This is a genomic window from bacterium (assembly GCA_030247525.1).
Taxonomy (GTDB): Bacteria; Electryoneota; JAOADG01; order JAOADG01; family JAOADG01; genus JAOTSC01.
Genome location: JAOTSC010000014.1, coordinates 1 through 18,161 on the forward strand (window position 1 = coordinate 1; position 18,161 = coordinate 18,161).

Consider the following 18,161-nt stretch of genomic DNA (forward strand, 5'->3'; position numbering starts at 1 on the left):
GTCGAACCCCGAGTCCCGAATCCCGAACCCCTACGAATGGAACCCCGATTGCCCAATCCCCATTGCCCATCACCGAGCTTCTCCTGCCAACATCCTTAGGAGAATTGCGAACGGCGCTGCCAAGTGTGTATCAAGTGTCGGCAAATGGAACACGAAATGAAATCGAAGCGTCCTTTCAACTAACCGACAAGAACACCTTCGGCATCACACTACCTAACGGTTACAACCCCGACCATTCCTTGCGCATTGATCCCCTCATCTACAGCACATTTTTAGGGGGAAGTAGTGGAAGTGAGTATGGACTAAGTTTGGTTAGCGACAATATCGGCGGTGTATTTGTCAGTGGATCGTCTAATAGCGTAGACTTCCCAATTACTCCCGGTGCTTACGATTCCACGATGAGAAATCACCCTTGTTTCGTTACCCATTTGAGTAGTGATGGTACGCAAATTCTATCAAGCACGTTTATTGGTGGTACCGGTGGTGAACAACCCTATGGGATAGCGAACGATGGAAGCGGAGGAGTTATCATCGCTGGAAACACGTACAGTTATGACTACCCTATAACTTTATGGGCATTTGACCCAACGTTTAATGGAATGCACACCAATTGTTTTGTCACTCGATTGAATAGTAGCGGTTCCCAGCTTATCTATAGTACCTATCTTGGTGGAAGTAACGGGACTGAGAGCCAAGCATTAGCGCTTGCTGGCGATGGGAATGGCGGTGCAATCATCACTGGATATACCGGAAGTAACGACTTTCCATCAACTCAAAACGCCTATGACAATACTTACAATGGCGCTTTTGACTGCTTTGTTACATATCTAAATAATACCGGTAGAGGTTTACTCTTTAGCACATTTCTTGGTGGCAGCGACGACGATGTGGAAGCTGCAATCGACCGAACGAACAATGGTGAAATCTATCTTACCGGTGGCACTCGTTCCAGCAATTTTCCCACGACTCCGAACACGTATGATAGTTTGTTTAATGGAGTGCGCGATTGTTTCCTCGTGAAACTCAATTCTACCGGTTCGCAGCTTGAATATAGCACCTTTGTGGGTGGTACCGGCGACGATATGGGACACGGCATCGCAGTAGACGTAGATGGTATTGTTGCAGTTACCGGTGGGGTGCGAGGCAATGACTTCCCGACTACGACTGGTGCATTCGATACCTCCTACAATGCGAGTATCTCTGATTGCTTCTTGCTAAAAATGAACTGCACTACCTCACAATTGCTTGCCAGTACTTTTCTTGGCGGGAATGGTCTTGACCAAGGTGAATCTATCGTAATTAATCCCGGTAATGGCAGTTTAGTAGTCGTTGGTGAGACAAGTAGCTCCAATTTTCCTTGTTCAAGTAATTCTATTGATACAACATTTAGTGGTGGGACTTATGATGGTTTTGTGAGTCAGTTTGACAGCACCTTATCAACCCTTTTATATAGTACTTATCTTGGTGGTGCAAGTATAGATGTTGCGTGCGATATCGTTTATACCGGGAATGACAGCATTATTGCTTATGGATTTACTGAAAGTTCAAATTTTCCGACCACAACCGCGGCATTTGACTCTACCTATAATGGTGGCTCCGATTGCTTCGTCACGAAGCTAAGTTTACGAGCCGACACCAGTGATGTTGCCTCGGAACATCTTTTTCTTCCTTTAAGGTTTTCATTGTATCAAAACTACCCCAACCCCTTCAATTCCTCGACATCGATTTCTTATTCACTACCGAAACCGGGGAATGTTGACCTAAGACTGTTCGATATCACAGGTCGGGAAGTCGCTACTCTCGTAAATCAAAAACAAGAAACCGGAAGTTATCGCGTGACATTCGATGGCAAGAATCTTTCGTCGGGGACCTATTTCGTACGGATGCAAGCCGGAGAATTTGTCAAGACACAGAAAATGGTGCTCTTAAGGTGAAAGGTGTAGGGTGTAAGGTGAAGGGGATCGAAAAAAATGGTGAAGGGTGAAAGGTGTAAGGTGAAGGGGGAAGGGTGAAAGGTGAAAGAGTCGGCGCGGTTGTCAACCGCGCATTTTTATTGGAAGAGCACAAAGGGCGGCTGCCAGCCGCCCCTACGATAGCAAATGGGATTGCTTCGCTACGCTCGCAAAGACAATCGCAGACAAGATTGTCTGCGCTACAAATGGAACGGGTTTGGAAACCCGTAACCACCAACCCAAAATTCAACCAAAGACGGGTTTGGAAACCCGTAGCAACCAGTACAAAACAACCAACACAAACCACCAATACAAAATAAAAAAGGGCGAACACGAGGTTCACCCTTACACGTACGATGCATTAAAGATGCATAAAATCAATCCTCGTCGTCGAGCTCCCACGGTTTCTTCTCTTTTTTCTCTTTCTTCTCAGCGGCAGCGAGATCATTGTCATTGATTTCATCCTCGGAGGCAAGCCACTCCGGAATTCCAATGCCAGCTTCTTCCTGTTTTTTTGCATTCTCTTCGGCCGCATCGCTCAACTGCTTATCGGCATTCACCAGATGTTCGACATCGAGGGGTATCGTATTCGGATCGTCAAACATCCACGGTTTTGAGGTTTCGCCGTCGCCAGTAAATTTTCTGATTTTCTTTCCCTCTTCATCCATTTCCCATGGTTTCAACTCTTCCTGTTTGGCAAGTCCTTCGTCGGCGAGTTTGAGAACCATTCCGGAAGATTTCTTTGTATGCTCATCGTGGTGTCTTACTTCAGCCGACGGCGGTTTGGCAATCTTCTTGCAGATCGGACATGGGTAATCGTGATGGTTGGGAGTATAGGGGTGTTTGGTGTTGTCGAGGTAACCATTCCCGCGGTAACGATGGTAATCGCGACAGCATCGCTCATACGATTGCCGCGAAGTGTCAGCAAATTGAAACGTAAACCGGGTATACTTCTTTTTTAGTGCCTGCCTTCGCAACTCCCCTTTGAGGTCGTCGTCGGAGCGTCCGATGAGACGAACGCAAAGTTGTCCCCACACATCGTTGTGACCGAGACGAAACGTCCCCGGTCCAGTGCGGGTTACATTGGCTTCGACGATGTCTAACTCGAGGTCGAACGGTCCTAAATGGTCGGCAGGCATAACAAAGCTCCTCTGAACCCCTAATTTGCAAAAAAGTTAACCCAAATGCCAATGCCTCACCTTGTGAGTGTGTGTTGACAATAGAAGTATTATTGAAGATCGACTGATTTACAAGTAAGTACGAATAAATGGCTTTTTCGCGAATTGAGAAATATATTCCGCTTGGTAAGTGTGACGAATGTACGAAATTTATGGGGTTTCCCCGCAACGGAAAGGATATTTCATGGCTGACAGTGCTTGGCAACAGCAGATTGATGCGCTGGAAAAGGAAATCGTCGAGCGTAAGCAGCAACTGGCAGCTCTCCGGTTGCAAGGTCCACGTTCCGAAGTACCAGACTACACATTCCGGCGTAGCGATGGGTCCAAGGTGAAACTCTCCGAACTGTTCGGCGATAAATCGGAGTTGCTCATTGTTCATAACATGGGCAAGTCGTGTCCGTATTGCACGTTGTGGGCGGATGGTTTTAACGGGTTATACTTTCACATTGAAAACAAAGCCGGTTTTGCGGTGAGTTCGCCCGATACGCCGGAGGTAATGAACGAGTTTGCTAAATCCAGGAACTGGCGGTTCACCATGCTCTCAACTCAAGAGAATAGCTTTAAGCGTGACCTTGGGTTTGAAGTGAATGGGGACTACTTGCCGGGGGTTTCCTCGTTTGCGAAAACCCCGGAGGGTAAGATCGAACACGTTGCATGGTCTTACTTCGGACCGGGTGACGATTTTAACGCAACCTGGTTCTTCTTTGATTTATTACCTTCCGGGAGGGCAGATTGGCACCCCCGATTTAAGTATTAGTCAAGTGTTCTGGCGATTGATTTCCCGGAGTGATCGAATTAGCCATCGCTAACAAGTCAGCGATTTGTGACATGTTTGCACGGTGAAGCCCAGCTCGATAAACATTCATTGACTGGTTATCAAAAAGTTATCACTACAACATTGTGAGAGTAATTGGAGTTCGACAAATTGTCATGTAACTTCCTACGGTGAAATTTAAAACAAGCTAATGCAAGCAGTAAACTCACAAAACAACCTCATCGTCCATTTTCTTGGAACGGTTAAGCTCATCTGGCAAGGACGAGCTGTAAGCGATTTTGCTACCCAAAAAGTCTTGGGGCTTTTCTGTTATCTCCTCGATAACCGTGGTATCGAGATTTCCCGCGATAAGCTGATGACAATGTTCTGGGGGGAATCTCCGGAAAGCCAAGCGCGCTACAATCTTCGCTATGCATTGTGGAACATCCGGAAACTTTTCAAAGAGAACGACGACGATATTGATCCGTTGCTTTCTACTCGATCAACTTGTCAAATCAATCCAGAATTTCGTGTTCAGATCGACTCCGAAGATTTTACCAAATTGGTGTCGAACGCTAACATTCGCACCTTCGCAACTTTCGAGGCAATTATTGCCAAGTATCAGGGTCCGTTCCTCGAAGGGTTCACCCTGCGCAATCTTCCCGAGTGGGAAGAGTGGCTCTACCACCGTCGCGAAGAATTTGTGAAGAAGTATCTGGAAGCCATCGTCGAATTGGGAAATCTCTACTTAGCGGCGAACAAGCCGGCGAACGCCATCGACACTTTTATGCGCGGTCTCACCGTTGCCAACGATTTGGAACCAGCGCATATCGGGATTATCCGTGCTTACAATATGCAGGGGAAGAACTCCGCCGCGATTCGTCAGTACAACTATTACGTGACAGTGATGAAGCGGGAGCATAATCTTCCTCCTCAACCCGAAGCCGTCAAGATTATCGACGAAATTCGCCGTGGTGAGCCGACCCAACCACCACCGATTGAGGCGGGTGGCAGCACAAAGCCGCCGCCGGAACCGGAATTGGAACCGATTGAGGAACCAGTTATTCCCGAACTGGTTACTCAGCCCACAACCGACTATTCGGTTGCCGCGCCGGAGTCTTCACCGTTTGTCGGTCGAGTACAGGAACTCTCGACATTAGCACAACTGCAACAACAAATCATCGCCGGTGAAGGACAAGCGCTAATTATCTCCGGTGAAATGGGCATTGGGAAAACCCGGTTATTGAACCGTTTCTTCGAGCAACTCCCGGCAAATTTTGTCGTCGCGATTACGGAAACCCAAGAGATTTCCTCGACCCAGCCGCTCGACCTATTCGACCGATTATTCGATGCAATGCGCAACGATAAACGGATTTCCGAAGAAGCTCGCCAGGAATTGCACGAGTTAGGAAAACAACTTCGCAAACCGGCGGAGCCGGAAGGTTCGACTGCCGAAGCGGCACAATTGGACGCATGGCGGCGCTGGATCGTGAATGTCGCCCGCACCACTCCGATTGCAATTGCCATCGACGATCTTCATTGGGCAAGCGAAGCGGTACTCCGGTTTTTTGCCGCACTGGCACAGGAAGTCCGCCGTGTTCCCTTATTACTGATTGGGGTCTTCCGCACCTTCGAGAAAACCACCGAAGATGCGATTGCGGCATCGCTCATCAGTATTGCCCGTACCGGTAGGCTCTGGCGGATTGAACTCACCGAATTGAGCGACAACGAAACATTGCAACTCATTTCCACCAAGGCGGCGCGGGCAGCGGAAACCATGCCGCAACAGGAATTGGTGAAGCTCAGTAAATTTTCCCATGGCGTACCGTTGTACGCGGTGGAGCTTGCAAATTCGTTGGAGGAGGGGCGAATTGAGTTGCTGGAAAGCCCCTTACTGGAAAATCTCCCGGCATTTGAAGCGAGTAGCAAAGTCACGCCACCGTTGCTCGTGAAAATAACAAATTTACGGATGGGAAAACTGCCGACGGAGCAAATTGAGTTACTGAAAACCGCGGCACTGTTAATCGGCGATTTTGGTTTACCAATATTGCAGACATTATCAAAACTCGATTCGGATTCTTTGGAAGAAGCCCTCGTAAATCTCGAGTTCCGTAACTTCCTCCACCACTTCGAACATAACGGACAACTCCTCTTTGCCTTCAATCATCAATTGATCAAATTGGCGATAACTGAACTAATTCCCGATCTCGAACGTCGTCGTCATTTCAAAGCGATTATTCAAGCGATCCACAACTCCGGCGAACAGTGCAGTTCCGATGCGTTGGCATATTATCTCTACCATGCCGACGAGCGCGTAGAAGCCACCACACCGCTATTGGAGAGTGCGCGGCGGTGGTATGCCGTCGGTGATCAACAACGGGCATTAGAGTACTCGAAAATCGCCGAGCGAATAGCACAAGAACATCTTACGACCGATCCGAATCGGATGGCGGTTGTGATTCTCGCCCATGCGAATTTTCTCGTCGAATTAGGGATGTTGAAGCCGGCAATTGATCTCTTCAACGACTTGATTTCCAAGATGGAGAGCAGCGGTGAGAAGGGGGCGTGGCAGGCGCGGCGCGATCAGTTACGGGAATTATTGAAGATTGCCGCTCCGAAGCCCCAACCGGCAATTGCGCAATTGGTTTGGGTGACAACGAAACGCTCACTCGCTAATGTGAAACTATTGCAAGGCGACCGCGAAGGTGCCAGTCAACTCTTGGGCGAAGCGGAAAAAATTCTCGAAGCGATTCCCGATAATCCTGAGGCGATTCGTGAAGCGGGCTTAACCCTACAAGTCAAAGCGAAAATCCGGCTCGCGGGCAACGATTATACCGAAGCGGTGCAATTACTCGAAAACTCGCTGGAACTCTTGAAACGCGAAGGAGTCGGCAGAGAGATTTCCGAGACGATGCGGCTATTAGCAACGGCGTATTCTAAACTCAAGCGGAACGATAAAACGCGTGAGTGGCTGGAGGCGTGTTGCACAAAAGCACGGGAAATCGGCGGTGACGAAGAGGTGATCTGTCTCCATGAGTTAGGATTACTGGCGGCAGAATCGCTAAAAGACAGTGATCGGGCGGAAGTATTGTTACGGGATGCCGTTGCCGCTGCGATGAAGGGAAATAAACCCCACGCGAAACTTGCATTCATTCAAATCGATTATGCGCAGGTCTTGGTCAAACTGAACAAGAAGGATGATGCGCGCACTCAATTGATTCTCTCCGAAGAACTGCTGCTGGATAGCGAAAACTACGAAGCGCTCGCTAAGATTAAACAGCTCCGCGCGAAGTTGTAATTTTAATTTTGGAGTTTTCGTGTATGGGTGAACCTTGTGTTCACCCTTTTTTATTTTAGGTGTTGTTCAGAAAACAGTCGGGACGTCTTTCTGATTTCGCCCGCTATTGTAGGGGTCGCAACGCTGCGACCCGTTTTTTTTTGTCGTGTAGGGGCGTGCCGCGCACGCCCAAACTTGCAGTTGGTAGCCGCAGGCTTTAGCCTGCGAAATGGTTAACAATTGCAAAACGTGGGCGAAAGCCCACGGCTACCAATTGGTGAAAACTGAAAGTAATAGTCCACAAAGCGGAGGAGGGCGGTTATTGGGCGGAAGTCCCCGCGATACCCGGTTGTGCGACGCAAGGAGAAACCTTTGAGGAACTGCTCCAAAACCTCTACGAGGCAGTCGAGGGTGTTTGGCGGTTGTGTTGCCTCGATCCGCAACAGGGTCTGCTTGTCTTTGCGAGGAATGAAACGAAGTGCAACAGCACGAAGTGGAATGACGTGGCAATCTTCTTATGTCGTTGCGAGGAGCGAAGCGACGAAGCAATCCCAGTTGTCAAAAAAGAGAATGAGATCGCCACGTCACTTCCTTCCGTAAGTCCGTTCGCGAACGGACGTTACTTCATTGCATTCCTCGCGAAGACAAGAAAACAAGTAATACCGAAAATCGCAGAAGCATCGCTACAAGTCGGCACCGAAGTCGCCATCACCAAGTTTGCGGCGGGACTTATTACATATACTCTTTGTATGACTTGTGCCAGTTTGTATTAATCAAGAGCATTTCAAAATCGTCGCATAATACATTATCAGGTGGAACCACCTTACATAGTGTTTTGTTGTTAATATCGTACACCGTATAACCGAGTATTCCTTCCACCTCTTCTCTTCCCATTTTGTCTGAAAGTGTCACAGAATACCTTAATCTTCCAAACAAACCGATGATTGCACATAAGCAATCATTAACATAATCGAGTCTCACATAATGAAATGACTGATAATCTATGTCTGATGGATCAATCGAAAGAGTACTGGCATGATCGATCACATATCTATTCTCAAGTGTATCATCCCAAATCCAATCTTTGAACGAAGTGAGTGATTGATGAAAACCACTGTCGGCACTTATTCTCGAATAGTGGTTTAGTGCAATCTTGCCAATTGCCCGAAATGAGATACCTTCTAACCCAGATATTTTAGATTAGTCTCATTACCTCTTCTTTTGACAAATGAAAATAGAAATAAGCTCTTACTCGAATCCATGATGGGAATGTGTAAATCATACGGAGCGTTGACATAGTCTTCCTCACAAAAATCTGATGTACAATTATGCTCGTTTATTTTCTTTTCAAGAATCTTTCTGATATGCGAAAAACTTAATGAGTTGGGTACCTCGAGAAATTCCTCGTAATCTTGTACACCACCTGTTAGAACATCCGAATTGTTAAAGTAAGCTGGAATTTCTTTACCGTTCCTTTCAAAAGACAATTTGACGTTGCGGTGAATCTTCTTTTTCGTGCTCAATTTGAGTTTGTTTAATGCTTTTATAATATAAATGCTCTTTTTAAACGAAGAGTCTAATTCAATTCCGAGCTTATCATTACAAGTTTCACAAACATTTTTTTTCACAGCAAATCCTCCGATAACTTGCGGGAAAATATGTTCGTCTGATTTCTGTAAATGTGATTTTTGGTTCTGAGATGGGATATCATAAATACATTTCATTTTTTCCCCTCCAAGTTCATGCTGATTGCAACGCAGCCAACGCCCGCTCCCTCGCCCACTTGTGGTCGATCATCGGAGCAAAAGATTCGCGGGGTTGCCATTGATTGCGGTAGGCTCCGGTTGGATCGAATTTCTCCGCTTGAGTCGTTGGATTAAATATACGGAAGAATGGCGCCGCATCCGCCCCACACCCCGCCGTCCATTGCCATCCCAGCGTATTATTCGCGAGGTCGGCATCGACCAAGGTATCCCAAAACCACTCCGCGCCGGTTCGCCAATCGACTAAGAGATCCTTCACGAGGAATGACGCGGTAATCATCCGTACCCGGTTATGCATCCAGCCCGTCGCCCACAGTTCCCGCATCCCCGCATCAACCAATGGATAACCGGTGCAACCGCGTTGCCATTGGCGCAAATCCTCCGGCGCACTCCGCCACGGAAACCGGGCATATTTCTCCCGTAGCGGCGCATCGCTGGTGTGGGGAAAATGCCACAACAAGTAATGGGCAAATTCCCGCCATACAAGCTCTTTTTGATACTGCACAATATTTCCGCGAGGAGCGGACGACGCGACCTTGTGCGGCGGAAGCGACGTGGCGGTCTCTAATGGCAAATCGTTAAGCAGCGTTTCGCATTCGCGCCAAATCCGGTGAATCGAAAGCTCGCCAAAATGCAGATGGGGGGATAATCGCGATGTCCCTGCGATTGCCGGATAATCGCGCTCGTCATCATAGCAGAAAATCGCATTCGCGAGAAACCGGGCGAGATTCTCTTGTGCACCTTGTTCGCCCGGCCGCCATACTGCAGGAAAACCACTCGCCCAATCGACTGTTGGCAGCAGTTCCAATGCATCCAACGGCAACGAGAATACATCCTCCACCGGCATCGGCAATGTCCGCGGCAACGCTGCCTGAGCGAGCATGGAAGACGCAAATTGCGCATGGAACGCATTCCAAAACGGGGTGTATACCTGGTACGGTTTTCCGGTTTTTGTGAGGTGCGTTTGATAATTACAAAGCAGATTCGGCGCGACCCGGATGACTTCTACTTTCAACTCATTACACAGCGTGGCGACTTCGTTATCGATCCGCCGCCATGCCGGTTCGATCCGGTCACACCACACGATTCTCGTCGCTTTCGTTTCGCGAAATAGCTTTTGGATTTCGTCGCGATAAGTGATCCCTTGTCGGAGAAGTAAGGTAGAAGATTTTTCGCGCAACGATGCTGTCAGCGATGCGAGCGAATGGTGAAGCCACCACCGCGACGCCGCGCCCGGCGCCCACTTCTCTTCATCGAGAGGACACCAAAGGAACACCGGCTGCATTGCGCCGGCAGTCTCGCTTGCGATCGTCAGTGCCGGGTTATCGGCAAGCCGGAGATCGTTCCGAAACCAAAAGAGTGTTGTACTCATACGATTCTATTTCGTGCGTCGCCAAGATTGCCACGTCGTTTTGCCGGCACAAGGTTGCCGGCGTCGCTCCTCGCAAATCCATTGGTCATACAAGCGCTACTTGCCGCTCAATCGCGGCGAGTACCCGCTCGACAGAGAGATTTTGCATACAGCCGCCGTGCGGGCATTCGTTCGCATAATAGCACTTGCATGCCGGCTCCGGTTCGAGAATTTCGCCCCGCCCGTACAATACAAACTCATGTTTATTGAAGATATTATTGAACAATACTAAGCGGCGTTTCCTGCCAATTGCCAAGTGCATTGCCATCGTAACGGCAGTAACGACGACATCCATCGAACCTTGCAGCGCGTCGAATTGCGCCAGTGGCATCGTTCCGTAGTACGGCGCATTCGTCACGCTTTGCAGTCGGAGATTTTTCTCATGCTCTTCCGGTCCTCCCAGAATCACCGGCGAATACCCTTTTGCCCTCAGCGCTTCGATGAGTTTTACCCAATACTCTTCGGGCCAGAGTCGTGACGGCCAACGTCCGCCACACCCGGTATTGAGTCCGATTCGCTTTCCGGTCGGCAGCTCAAATGGAATTGTTTGCGCAACGGGGACGATGTATTCTTCATTCGTGAATTCGTACCCGCAAATCGCAAATATTTCCTGTTGATACGATTGCGTATTTGCCTTGCTCGTGTCGTCGAAAAGTCCGGTCTCCCACTTGTGGCGCGCGGCTTTGGCGGCATCCTTTCCCACCACCGTCGCCAATACCGGAACGACCGCATTGTCTTTCAAGCGGTAGCCAAATTTGTGTTTCGCCCGCACTCGCTCAGTGATGGCGACTGCTTCGACATCTTTATCGAGACAATAGACCCGGTCGAAGGAAAATTGTTCGAGGATTACGATACTGCGCGCGTCATATTTGTAGACGCGATCCACCCATGGTGCGCGCGGCACGGCGTCGGGAAAATCGGTCAACCAATGGATGGCATAACGGGGATACTCTTTTTTCAGGCGGTGCAGGAGTGGCGTGGTGCGGATAACATCCCCCATCGCACCTAATTTTACGATGAGGATATGCCCATACAACGCGTCGTAATGGGGGCAGTCTTCGCAGTGAACCCCTTCGCTTTTATGCGGCTTACACGGCAGACGTCCGCGGTAGTGGCGGCAATCGGTACGTACATTCGTAATCACTCAGTACCCCTTCTTTCCTTCGTTCCGAACGAGGTGTCGAACAGCATCGCGACCCCGTACATGCAGGAAAATGTCGAAGGAAACCACGGTTTGCAAATGCATTTCGGAAGTCGTATACTTATCGGTTCGGAGAGTTGCCGGAGCGGTCGAACGGGGCGGTCTCGAAAACCGTTGAAGGCTACGCCTTCCGGGGGTTCGAATCCCTCACTCTCCGCGGTACGACCGACACCCCAGTCGGTCGAAAGTCTATAAGGGCGTACACGATACGCCCTTATTTTTTTGGGGGAGGTGGCTGGCCGCCGTCATTTACTGTACGGGAGCCCCCAGGCTCCCCTACGACTCAGGCCTGGAAACAAGTCTGTACCTCTATATGTTTCAACCATTATTGGCGAAGTGAAACTTATAAAAAATAAGTAAACTCACAGAGAATCTGGGGTTTTGCGGATTGCTAAGATGTGATTTATATTGTAGGCGATTTCGGGTGGCGGATGTTCCGGAATCGAAACCTCATGCGGAGTTGAGGCGTATTTCTTCTACCTGATACTCCCTATCTTTCGCAACCGCACCGGAGATTCTCCCAAACCCAACGGTATTGCGAGGCGTTGATGCAGCGACCCGTTCCGACCGCTCCAGTTGTACTTTTCACCGGGAATTATGGCAGCGGCAAAACTGAAGTGGCGGTTAACTATACCGCTCATTTCGCGCGGATGGGAACCAAGGTAAAGATTGCTGACCTCGATTTGGTGAATCCCTATTTCCGTTGCCGGGAAGCACGCGATGAACTGACTGCATTAGGTGTAGAGGTGATTGCACCGGGTGGTGAGTATCATAATGCCGACTTGCCAATCCTGCTTCCCCAAGTGCGCGGATCGATTGAAACCGAGGGCGGATTAACCGTTCTGGATGTTGGTGGCGACAGCGTAGGCGCTACGGTCGTATCGAGCTTGGTCACCAGTTTCGCCAAGGGCCACTACGAGATGTTCTTTGTACTCAACAAAAGCCGTCCATTCACCGGAACCGTGGAAGGCGCGTTGCGCCTGATCCGCGAAGTGGAAGAAGGCGCCCGGCTGCCAGTTACTGCGATTGTCTCGAATACCCATTTAATCGAAGAGACTACCCCGGAAATGGTTGCCGATGGTATCGTCTTTGCACAGGAAGTAGCGGCTGCCAAAGGAGTAAGTTTCGCTTTCGTCGCGGCAATGCGTTTTCTGTTTGACGATCCGGTATTGGCGAATCTTGACGTCCCCATTCTGCCGATGGAGCGGATGCTCCTCCCCCCGTGGCGGCAAAAAGTAACCGGACGACAAGTCACACACACTCGCGACGGCTGGGGTCGCATCAGTAATTAACCGCGAAGCGGTATCAGCATTTTCATTTGCATGTAATCCTCATTTTTTCCTCGACCAATCGGAGCTTGTATGCCGAGAGTCACAATCCAACCGAACCGCTGCAAAGGGTGTGAACTATGCGTTCGCGCTTGTCCGCAGCAGATCATCCGGATGTCGCACGAGATTAACGTTAAGGGATACTTCTACGCCGAAGTGTTTGAACAGCCGCGCTGTATCGGCTGTACGCTTTGCGCGTTAACGTGTCCCGATTTGGCGATTACCATCGGTGTCAACGCCGTCGCCTATCGTTTCTTTGAAGCATAAGTAGGGGCGTATTGCATACGCCCGAATTCGGGTCGATTTGAAATCGACTCCTACGGACCAACCAGCTAACGGGAGTGACCCGTGAAATTATTGATGAAGGGTAACGAAGCGATTAGTGAAGCCGCCCTCTTTGCCGGCGCAAAAAACTACTTCGGTTATCCCATTACCCCGCAAAACGAAGTCGCCGAATACTTATCCCGGAGAATGCCGGAAGTTGGCGCGACGTTCCTCCAGCTTGAGAGCGAAGTTGCCGTCGGCAATGCCTTGTTTGGCGCTGCTGCCACCGGCATCCGCTGCTTCACCACTTCCAGTTCGCCCGGCATTTCGCTGATGGCGGAGTCAATGAGCTATACCACTGCGGCGAATTTACCGATTGTGTATGTCAACGTCTGTCGCGCCGGTCCGGGCTTAGGCGGTATTCTTCCATCACAGGGCGATTACTTCCAGATGACGCGCGGCGCCGGCCACGGCGATTACAATATGATCATACTTGCGCCGTCCACGGTTCAGGAAGCGGTCGAATTGATGGTTCTCGCCTTCGATTTGGCGGAGAAATACCGGAACCCGGTCGCCTTGCTTGCCGATGGAATGATCGGACAGATGATGGAACCGGTTGATTTCGATAAACTCCCGAAACCGGTACCAATGGATAATAGCGATTGGGCGGTCGGCGTATCGACCGGACGGGCAAAGCGGGTGATTGGCACACTCTTCCTCGATCCGAACATCGGCGAAGAATATCATGTGAAGCGCCGCAAAAAGTATGCGATGATTAACGTGATGGAACAACGCTCCGAGCTGTACAATCTGGAACAGCCGCGCGATATCGTGCTTTGCGCGTTTGGTACGATCGCCCGGGTTTGCAAGACCGTCATCGACGAGTTGAAAGCGGAAGGTATCGAAGTTGGTTTATTCCGTCCGATTTCCCTTTGGCCGTTCCCCAGCGATGAACTCAAGCGAATCGGCGCACAGTCGAAAGCGCTCCTCAGCGTGGAAATGAATAACGGACAGATGATTGAGGATTTGCGCTTGATCATGCAAGGTACCAAGCCGATTCATTTTTATGGCCGACAAGGCGGTATCGTTCCGTCGCCGGAAGAGATCATCGCAGAGATCAAGAAGTTAATGTAATAGGATATCGGGTATCGGAACTCGGGGATCGAAAACAAACACAACAATTGCGAACCCCGAATCCCGAATCCCGAACCCTGAATGGAGCCAGTTATGGCAGATTTAATTTTCAAACGCACCGAGGCGCTTACCGAGACGATTACTCACTACTGTCCCGGCTGTACCCATGGGATTATTCATCGGTTGGTCGCCGAATGTCTCGATGAACTGGGGTTGCGGGAACGCGCGGTCGGTGTTGCGCCGGTGGGTTGTTCGGTACTCGCCTACAATTACTTTAATTGCGATTTCCTCGAATCGGCTCACGGCAGAGCGCCGGCATTCGCCACTGGTCTCAAACGGGCGCGTCCCGATTTAATCGTGTTCACCTACCAAGGGGACGGCGACCTTGCCTCCATCGGTGGAAACGAAATTCTCCATGCGGCGAATCGCGGCGAAAAGATTACCACGATTTTTGTGAACAATGCGATTTACGGCATGACCGGCGGCCAGATGGCGCCAACTACGCTGCCCGGACAAGTCACGACCACCAGCCCGTTTGGACGCGATGTGAACAACACCGGTTGGCCGTTGCGCGAATCGGAACTATTGGCAACGCTGCGTACGCCATCCTACATCGCCCGCACCACCGTACACAATACAGCGGGAATTATCGCAACCAAGAAAGCGATTAAAAAAGCGTTCGCCTATCAACGTGACAACGTCTGTTTCTCGCTGGTCGAGGTGTTGTCTTCGTGTCCGACGAATTGGGGTAAGACCCCGGTTGCGGCGGTGGAATGGGTCGGCAGCGATATGATGCCGTATTTCCACCTCGGCGAATACAAAACACCGGATATGGTGAAGTAACAATTGTAGGGGTCGATTTGAAATCGACCCGATGACGTCGGACAGGAATGTCCGACCTACTGTGAGGTTGCAATGCAACTGGAAATTAAATTTGCCGGGTTTGGCGGACAAGGCGTGATGCTAACCGGTAAACTGCTGGCGGAAGCGGCGATGGAAGAGGGAAAGCAAGTGGTTTGGCTCCCTTCCTATGGTCCCGAAATGCGCGGCGGCACGGCGTATTGTACCGTCGTTATCGCTGACCGTCCGATTGGTTCGCCGATTGTCAACAATCCGGGGAACTTGGTCGCGATGAATCGTCCCTCGCTCGAAAAGTTTGCCCCGATGATAAAACCGGGCGGCTTTTGCCTCGTCAACAGTTCGCTGATTCCGATTTCGAGCGGACGCGATGATATAACCGAAGTGCGGCTTGCCTGTAATGCGATTGCGATTGAGTTAAACAATCCGCGCGCTTCGAATATGGTGGCGCTGGGTGGAATCGCGGCATTAGTGAATGTGTGCAGCATCGACGCCGTCGAGCACATCATCCGCCACGAATTTAAATCGAAAGCGAAATTCATCGAAGCGAACGTAGCGGCAATGAAGCGCGGCGCCGAACTCGCGCTGTCGGATGCTTCCCGGGTTCGCGTGGAGGCAGTAGCATGAGCAACGCCGATATCGTAACGCCGCAAGCGGCGCACGACTTTACCAAACTCGAGAAGATTCTTGCGAAGTATCCCCGCAACGAAGCGAGTTTGATTATGGTGCTGCAGGACGTCCAGGATGAATACCGTTTTCTTCCCTGCGATGTATTAATCGAAGTGTCGAAAGTACTGGACGTACCGAAAGCGAAAGTGTTTGCGGTCGGAACGTTCTACAAAGCGTTCTCACTCGAACCGCAAGGGCGCGTCAATATTAAAGTTTGTATGGGAACGGCTTGTCACGTCCGCGGCGCTCAGATGGTGATGGAATCACTCGCCCGCGAATTGGAAATGGACGGTCCCGGTACCACCAAAGACCTTGAGTTTACCCTCGAAACGGTGAATTGCGTCGGTGCTTGCGGCATGGCGCCGGTGGTGGTCGTCGACGATAAGTACCACGCTGAAGTGAAACCGGAACGGGTTGAGAAGCTGCTCAAGACGAAGGAGGCGAAATGAGTCGCTTCGAATCGGTCGACCAACTGGTCGCATATCGAACGAAACTGCAGGATGCGCATAATAAACTGCAACGCCGTATCGTTGTCTGCGCCGGTACCGGTTGCGTTGCCTGTGGCGCGTTGGAAGTATTCGACGAATTGAAAAAGCAGCTTGCCGACAATAAGTACGAAGTCGCGCTCGAGTTGCAGGATTGTCTCCACAGTAAAAATGGTGGGGCGCATCACGTCTCGATCAGCGGTTGTCACGGCTTCTGTCAGATGGGCCCGCTCGTACATATCCTGCCCGACGATGTGCTGTATATGCAGCCGAAGGTGAAGGACGTTACCGACATCGTGAATGCCCTGCTCGGAAAAGCGCCGGTCAACGAAAAATTGCTTTTCAAAGATCCCGCGACGAAGCAAGCGCAAAAGGGTCGTAACGACATCACGTTCTATGCGAAACAAGAGCGGATTGCGCTCAAGAATTGCGGTTATGTCGATCCCGAATCGCTCGACGATTATCTCGCGCACGGCGGCTTTAGCGGTTTGCTGAAAGCGATGTCGATGGAAGGGAAAGCGGTCGTCGATAGTGTAACGAAGAGTGGTTTGCGCGGTCGCGGCGGCGCTGGTTTCGCTACCGGCCGCAAATGGAAAACCGCGATGGACGCCGGCTCGCCCTATATCCTTTGTAACGGCGACGAAGGCGATCCCGGCGCGTTTATGGATCGTTCGATCATGGAAGGCGATCCCTTCAAAGTGCTCGAAGGAATGACCATCGGCGCGTATGCGATGAAAGCGAACCGCGGTTATTTGTATGTCCGCAAAGAGTATCCGCTGGCAGTAAAACGACTGCAAAAAGCCATCGACAAATTGACCGAAGCGGGATTGCTCGGCGACAATATTCTCAATACCGGATTCAACTTTACAGTATCGATTTCCCGCGGCGGCGGCGCGTTTGTCTGCGGTGAATCGACCGCGCTGATGCGTTCCATCGAAGGGAAGATCGGCGAACCGCGCGCGAAGTACACCCGCAGCGCCGTCAAAGGTCTCTACGAACAACCGACCGTATTGAACAATGTCGAAACGTGGGCATGCGTACCGCTGATTCTCGAACATGGTCACGAATGGTTTGCGTCGAAAGGCACCAAAACTTCGACCGGAACGAAGGCATTCTCATTGGTCGGTAAAGTAAAGAATACCGGGCTCGTTGAAGTCGAAATGGGAACGACGCTACGCGAAATCATTTTCGATATCGGCGGCGGTATCATCGGCGATAAACCGTTCAAAGCGGTACAGACCGGCGGCCCATCGGGCGGTTGTATCCCCGAATCGCTGCTCGACGTACCAGTCGATTTCGATACGCTGACGGCGAATGGTTCGATGATGGGTTCCGGCGGTATGATTGTGATGGACAGCCGGAATTGCATGGTCGACATTGCGAAGTATTTCGTTCACTTTTTGCTCGAAGAGAGCTGTGGAAAGTGTACGCCGTGCCGCGAAGGGTTGCGCCAATTACACGCGATGGTCGATAGCGTCACCAAAGGCGAAGCGACGATGGAGACGCTCGACAATATCGAACGGGTCTGTCGGGCAATGAAGCTCGGTTCGCTCTGTTCACTCGGAATGGATGCGCCGAATCCGGTATTGTCGACGCTCAAATTCTTCCGCGAAGAGTGGATTCAACATATTCAGGAAAAGAAGTGCGTTGCCGGCGTCTGCCGCAATCTGATCACGTTCCATATCATCGAAGAGAAGTGTACCGGTTGTATGATTTGCGCGCGCCATTGTCCACAAACCGCCATTCATGGCGAAAAGGGCAAACCGTACGTGATCGATACCGCGATTTGCGATAAGTGCGGCATCTGCTACACCGTCTGTCCGGAAAAATTCGACGCGATTGAAATTCTTTAGTCTTGTTTGGAGGTTAGGCAATCTTGCCTGACAT

General features: G+C 50.5%; 16 protein-coding genes, 1 tRNA gene and 1 pseudogene. 14 read left to right on the forward strand and 4 right to left on the reverse strand.

The features are described 5' to 3' along the window. Together OEM52_02510 and OEM52_02515 are read left to right on the forward strand one after the other, a co-directional pair. A partial coding sequence (locus tag OEM52_02510; protein ID MDK9699012.1) for a T9SS type A sorting domain-containing protein occupies nucleotides 1-1,934 on the forward strand: 1,934 nt, incomplete at its 5' end. Between the two features lie 74 nt (nucleotides 1,935-2,008). Further along, nucleotides 2,009-2,272: a hypothetical protein gene (locus OEM52_02515; GenBank protein MDK9699013.1), complete on the forward strand. Its 264-nt coding sequence runs from the start codon at nucleotides 2,009-2,011 to the stop codon at nucleotides 2,270-2,272. A 57-nt stretch (nucleotides 2,273-2,329) separates the two neighbouring features. On the opposite strand, the gene OEM52_02520 is transcribed toward OEM52_02515, so the two are convergent. Continuing rightward, nucleotides 2,330-3,091, reverse strand: coding sequence for a hypothetical protein (locus tag OEM52_02520; protein MDK9699014.1), 762 nt, complete (start codon nucleotides 3,089-3,091; stop codon nucleotides 2,330-2,332). A 223-nt stretch (nucleotides 3,092-3,314) separates the two neighbouring features. Between OEM52_02520 and OEM52_02525 the strand changes: the two genes are divergently transcribed. The 4 genes and pseudogenes from OEM52_02525 (at nucleotide 3,315) to OEM52_02540 (ending at nucleotide 7,934) form a co-directional block, all read left to right on the forward strand. Next, a complete protein-coding gene (locus OEM52_02525; protein MDK9699015.1) occupies nucleotides 3,315-3,887 on the forward strand; it encodes a DUF899 family protein in 573 nt (190 codons plus the stop codon). 208 nt (nucleotides 3,888-4,095) lie between these two features. Continuing rightward, the gene (locus OEM52_02530) at nucleotides 4,096-7,182 is read left to right on the forward strand and encodes an AAA family ATPase (protein ID MDK9699016.1); all 3,087 of its coding nucleotides are present in this window, start codon (nucleotides 4,096-4,098) and stop codon (nucleotides 7,180-7,182) included. Between the two features lie 263 nt (nucleotides 7,183-7,445). Then, nucleotides 7,446-7,574 (forward strand): annotated as a pseudogene (locus tag OEM52_02535) (type II toxin-antitoxin system HicB family antitoxin). A 90-nt stretch (nucleotides 7,575-7,664) separates the two neighbouring features. Further along, complete coding sequence (locus OEM52_02540; protein ID MDK9699017.1) at nucleotides 7,665-7,934, forward strand: hypothetical protein; 270 nt, start codon at nucleotides 7,665-7,667, stop codon at nucleotides 7,932-7,934. A 408-nt stretch (nucleotides 7,935-8,342) separates the two neighbouring features. On the opposite strand, the gene OEM52_02545 is transcribed toward OEM52_02540, so the two are convergent. The 3 genes from OEM52_02545 to OEM52_02555 form a co-directional block, all read right to left on the reverse strand. Next, nucleotides 8,343-8,885, reverse strand: a complete 543-nt coding sequence (locus OEM52_02545) for an HNH endonuclease (GenBank protein MDK9699018.1) — start codon at nucleotides 8,883-8,885, stop codon at nucleotides 8,343-8,345. Between the two features lie 16 nt (nucleotides 8,886-8,901). After that, a complete protein-coding gene (locus tag OEM52_02550) occupies nucleotides 8,902-10,296 on the reverse strand; it encodes a DNA photolyase family protein (GenBank protein ID MDK9699019.1) in 1,395 nt (464 codons plus the stop codon). An 85-nt stretch (nucleotides 10,297-10,381) separates the two neighbouring features. Beyond that, nucleotides 10,382-11,479: a glycosyltransferase family 9 protein gene (locus tag OEM52_02555; protein MDK9699020.1), complete on the reverse strand. Its 1,098-nt coding sequence runs from the start codon at nucleotides 11,477-11,479 to the stop codon at nucleotides 10,382-10,384. Between the two features lie 128 nt (nucleotides 11,480-11,607). Here OEM52_02555 and OEM52_02560 point away from each other — a divergent pair. From OEM52_02560 to OEM52_02595, 8 genes are all read left to right on the forward strand, one after another. Beyond that, nucleotides 11,608-11,693: transfer RNA gene (locus OEM52_02560), tRNA-Ser, on the forward strand. A gap of 391 nt (nucleotides 11,694-12,084) precedes the next feature. Beyond that, the gene (locus tag OEM52_02565; GenBank protein MDK9699021.1) at nucleotides 12,085-12,828 is read left to right on the forward strand and encodes a cobalamin biosynthesis protein CbiA; all 744 of its coding nucleotides are present in this window, start codon (nucleotides 12,085-12,087) and stop codon (nucleotides 12,826-12,828) included. A 69-nt stretch (nucleotides 12,829-12,897) separates the two neighbouring features. Continuing rightward, a complete protein-coding gene (locus tag OEM52_02570; protein MDK9699022.1) occupies nucleotides 12,898-13,131 on the forward strand; it encodes a 4Fe-4S binding protein in 234 nt (77 codons plus the stop codon). Nucleotides 13,132-13,212: 81 nt separating this feature from the next. After that, nucleotides 13,213-14,262 carry a 3-methyl-2-oxobutanoate dehydrogenase subunit VorB gene (gene vorB / locus OEM52_02575; GenBank protein ID MDK9699023.1) on the forward strand — a complete coding sequence of 350 codons (1,050 nt, stop codon included), beginning with the start codon at nucleotides 13,213-13,215 and terminating at the stop codon, nucleotides 14,260-14,262. Nucleotides 14,263-14,355: 93 nt separating this feature from the next. Continuing rightward, nucleotides 14,356-15,105 (forward strand): thiamine pyrophosphate-dependent enzyme, encoded by a 750-nt coding sequence (locus OEM52_02580; protein ID MDK9699024.1) that lies wholly within the window; start codon nucleotides 14,356-14,358, stop codon nucleotides 15,103-15,105. A 72-nt stretch (nucleotides 15,106-15,177) separates the two neighbouring features. After that, nucleotides 15,178-15,747 (forward strand): 2-oxoacid:acceptor oxidoreductase family protein, encoded by a 570-nt coding sequence (locus tag OEM52_02585; GenBank protein ID MDK9699025.1) that lies wholly within the window; start codon nucleotides 15,178-15,180, stop codon nucleotides 15,745-15,747. Then, nucleotides 15,744-16,238 carry an NAD(P)H-dependent oxidoreductase subunit E gene (locus tag OEM52_02590; protein ID MDK9699026.1) on the forward strand — a complete coding sequence of 165 codons (495 nt, stop codon included), beginning with the start codon at nucleotides 15,744-15,746 and terminating at the stop codon, nucleotides 16,236-16,238. Before OEM52_02585 ends, OEM52_02590 begins: the two co-directional genes overlap by 4 nt. Beyond that, nucleotides 16,235-18,127, forward strand: a complete 1,893-nt coding sequence (locus tag OEM52_02595; protein ID MDK9699027.1) for a 4Fe-4S binding protein — start codon at nucleotides 16,235-16,237, stop codon at nucleotides 18,125-18,127. Before OEM52_02590 ends, OEM52_02595 begins: the two co-directional genes overlap by 4 nt. Nucleotides 18,128-18,161: the final 34 nt, after the last annotated feature.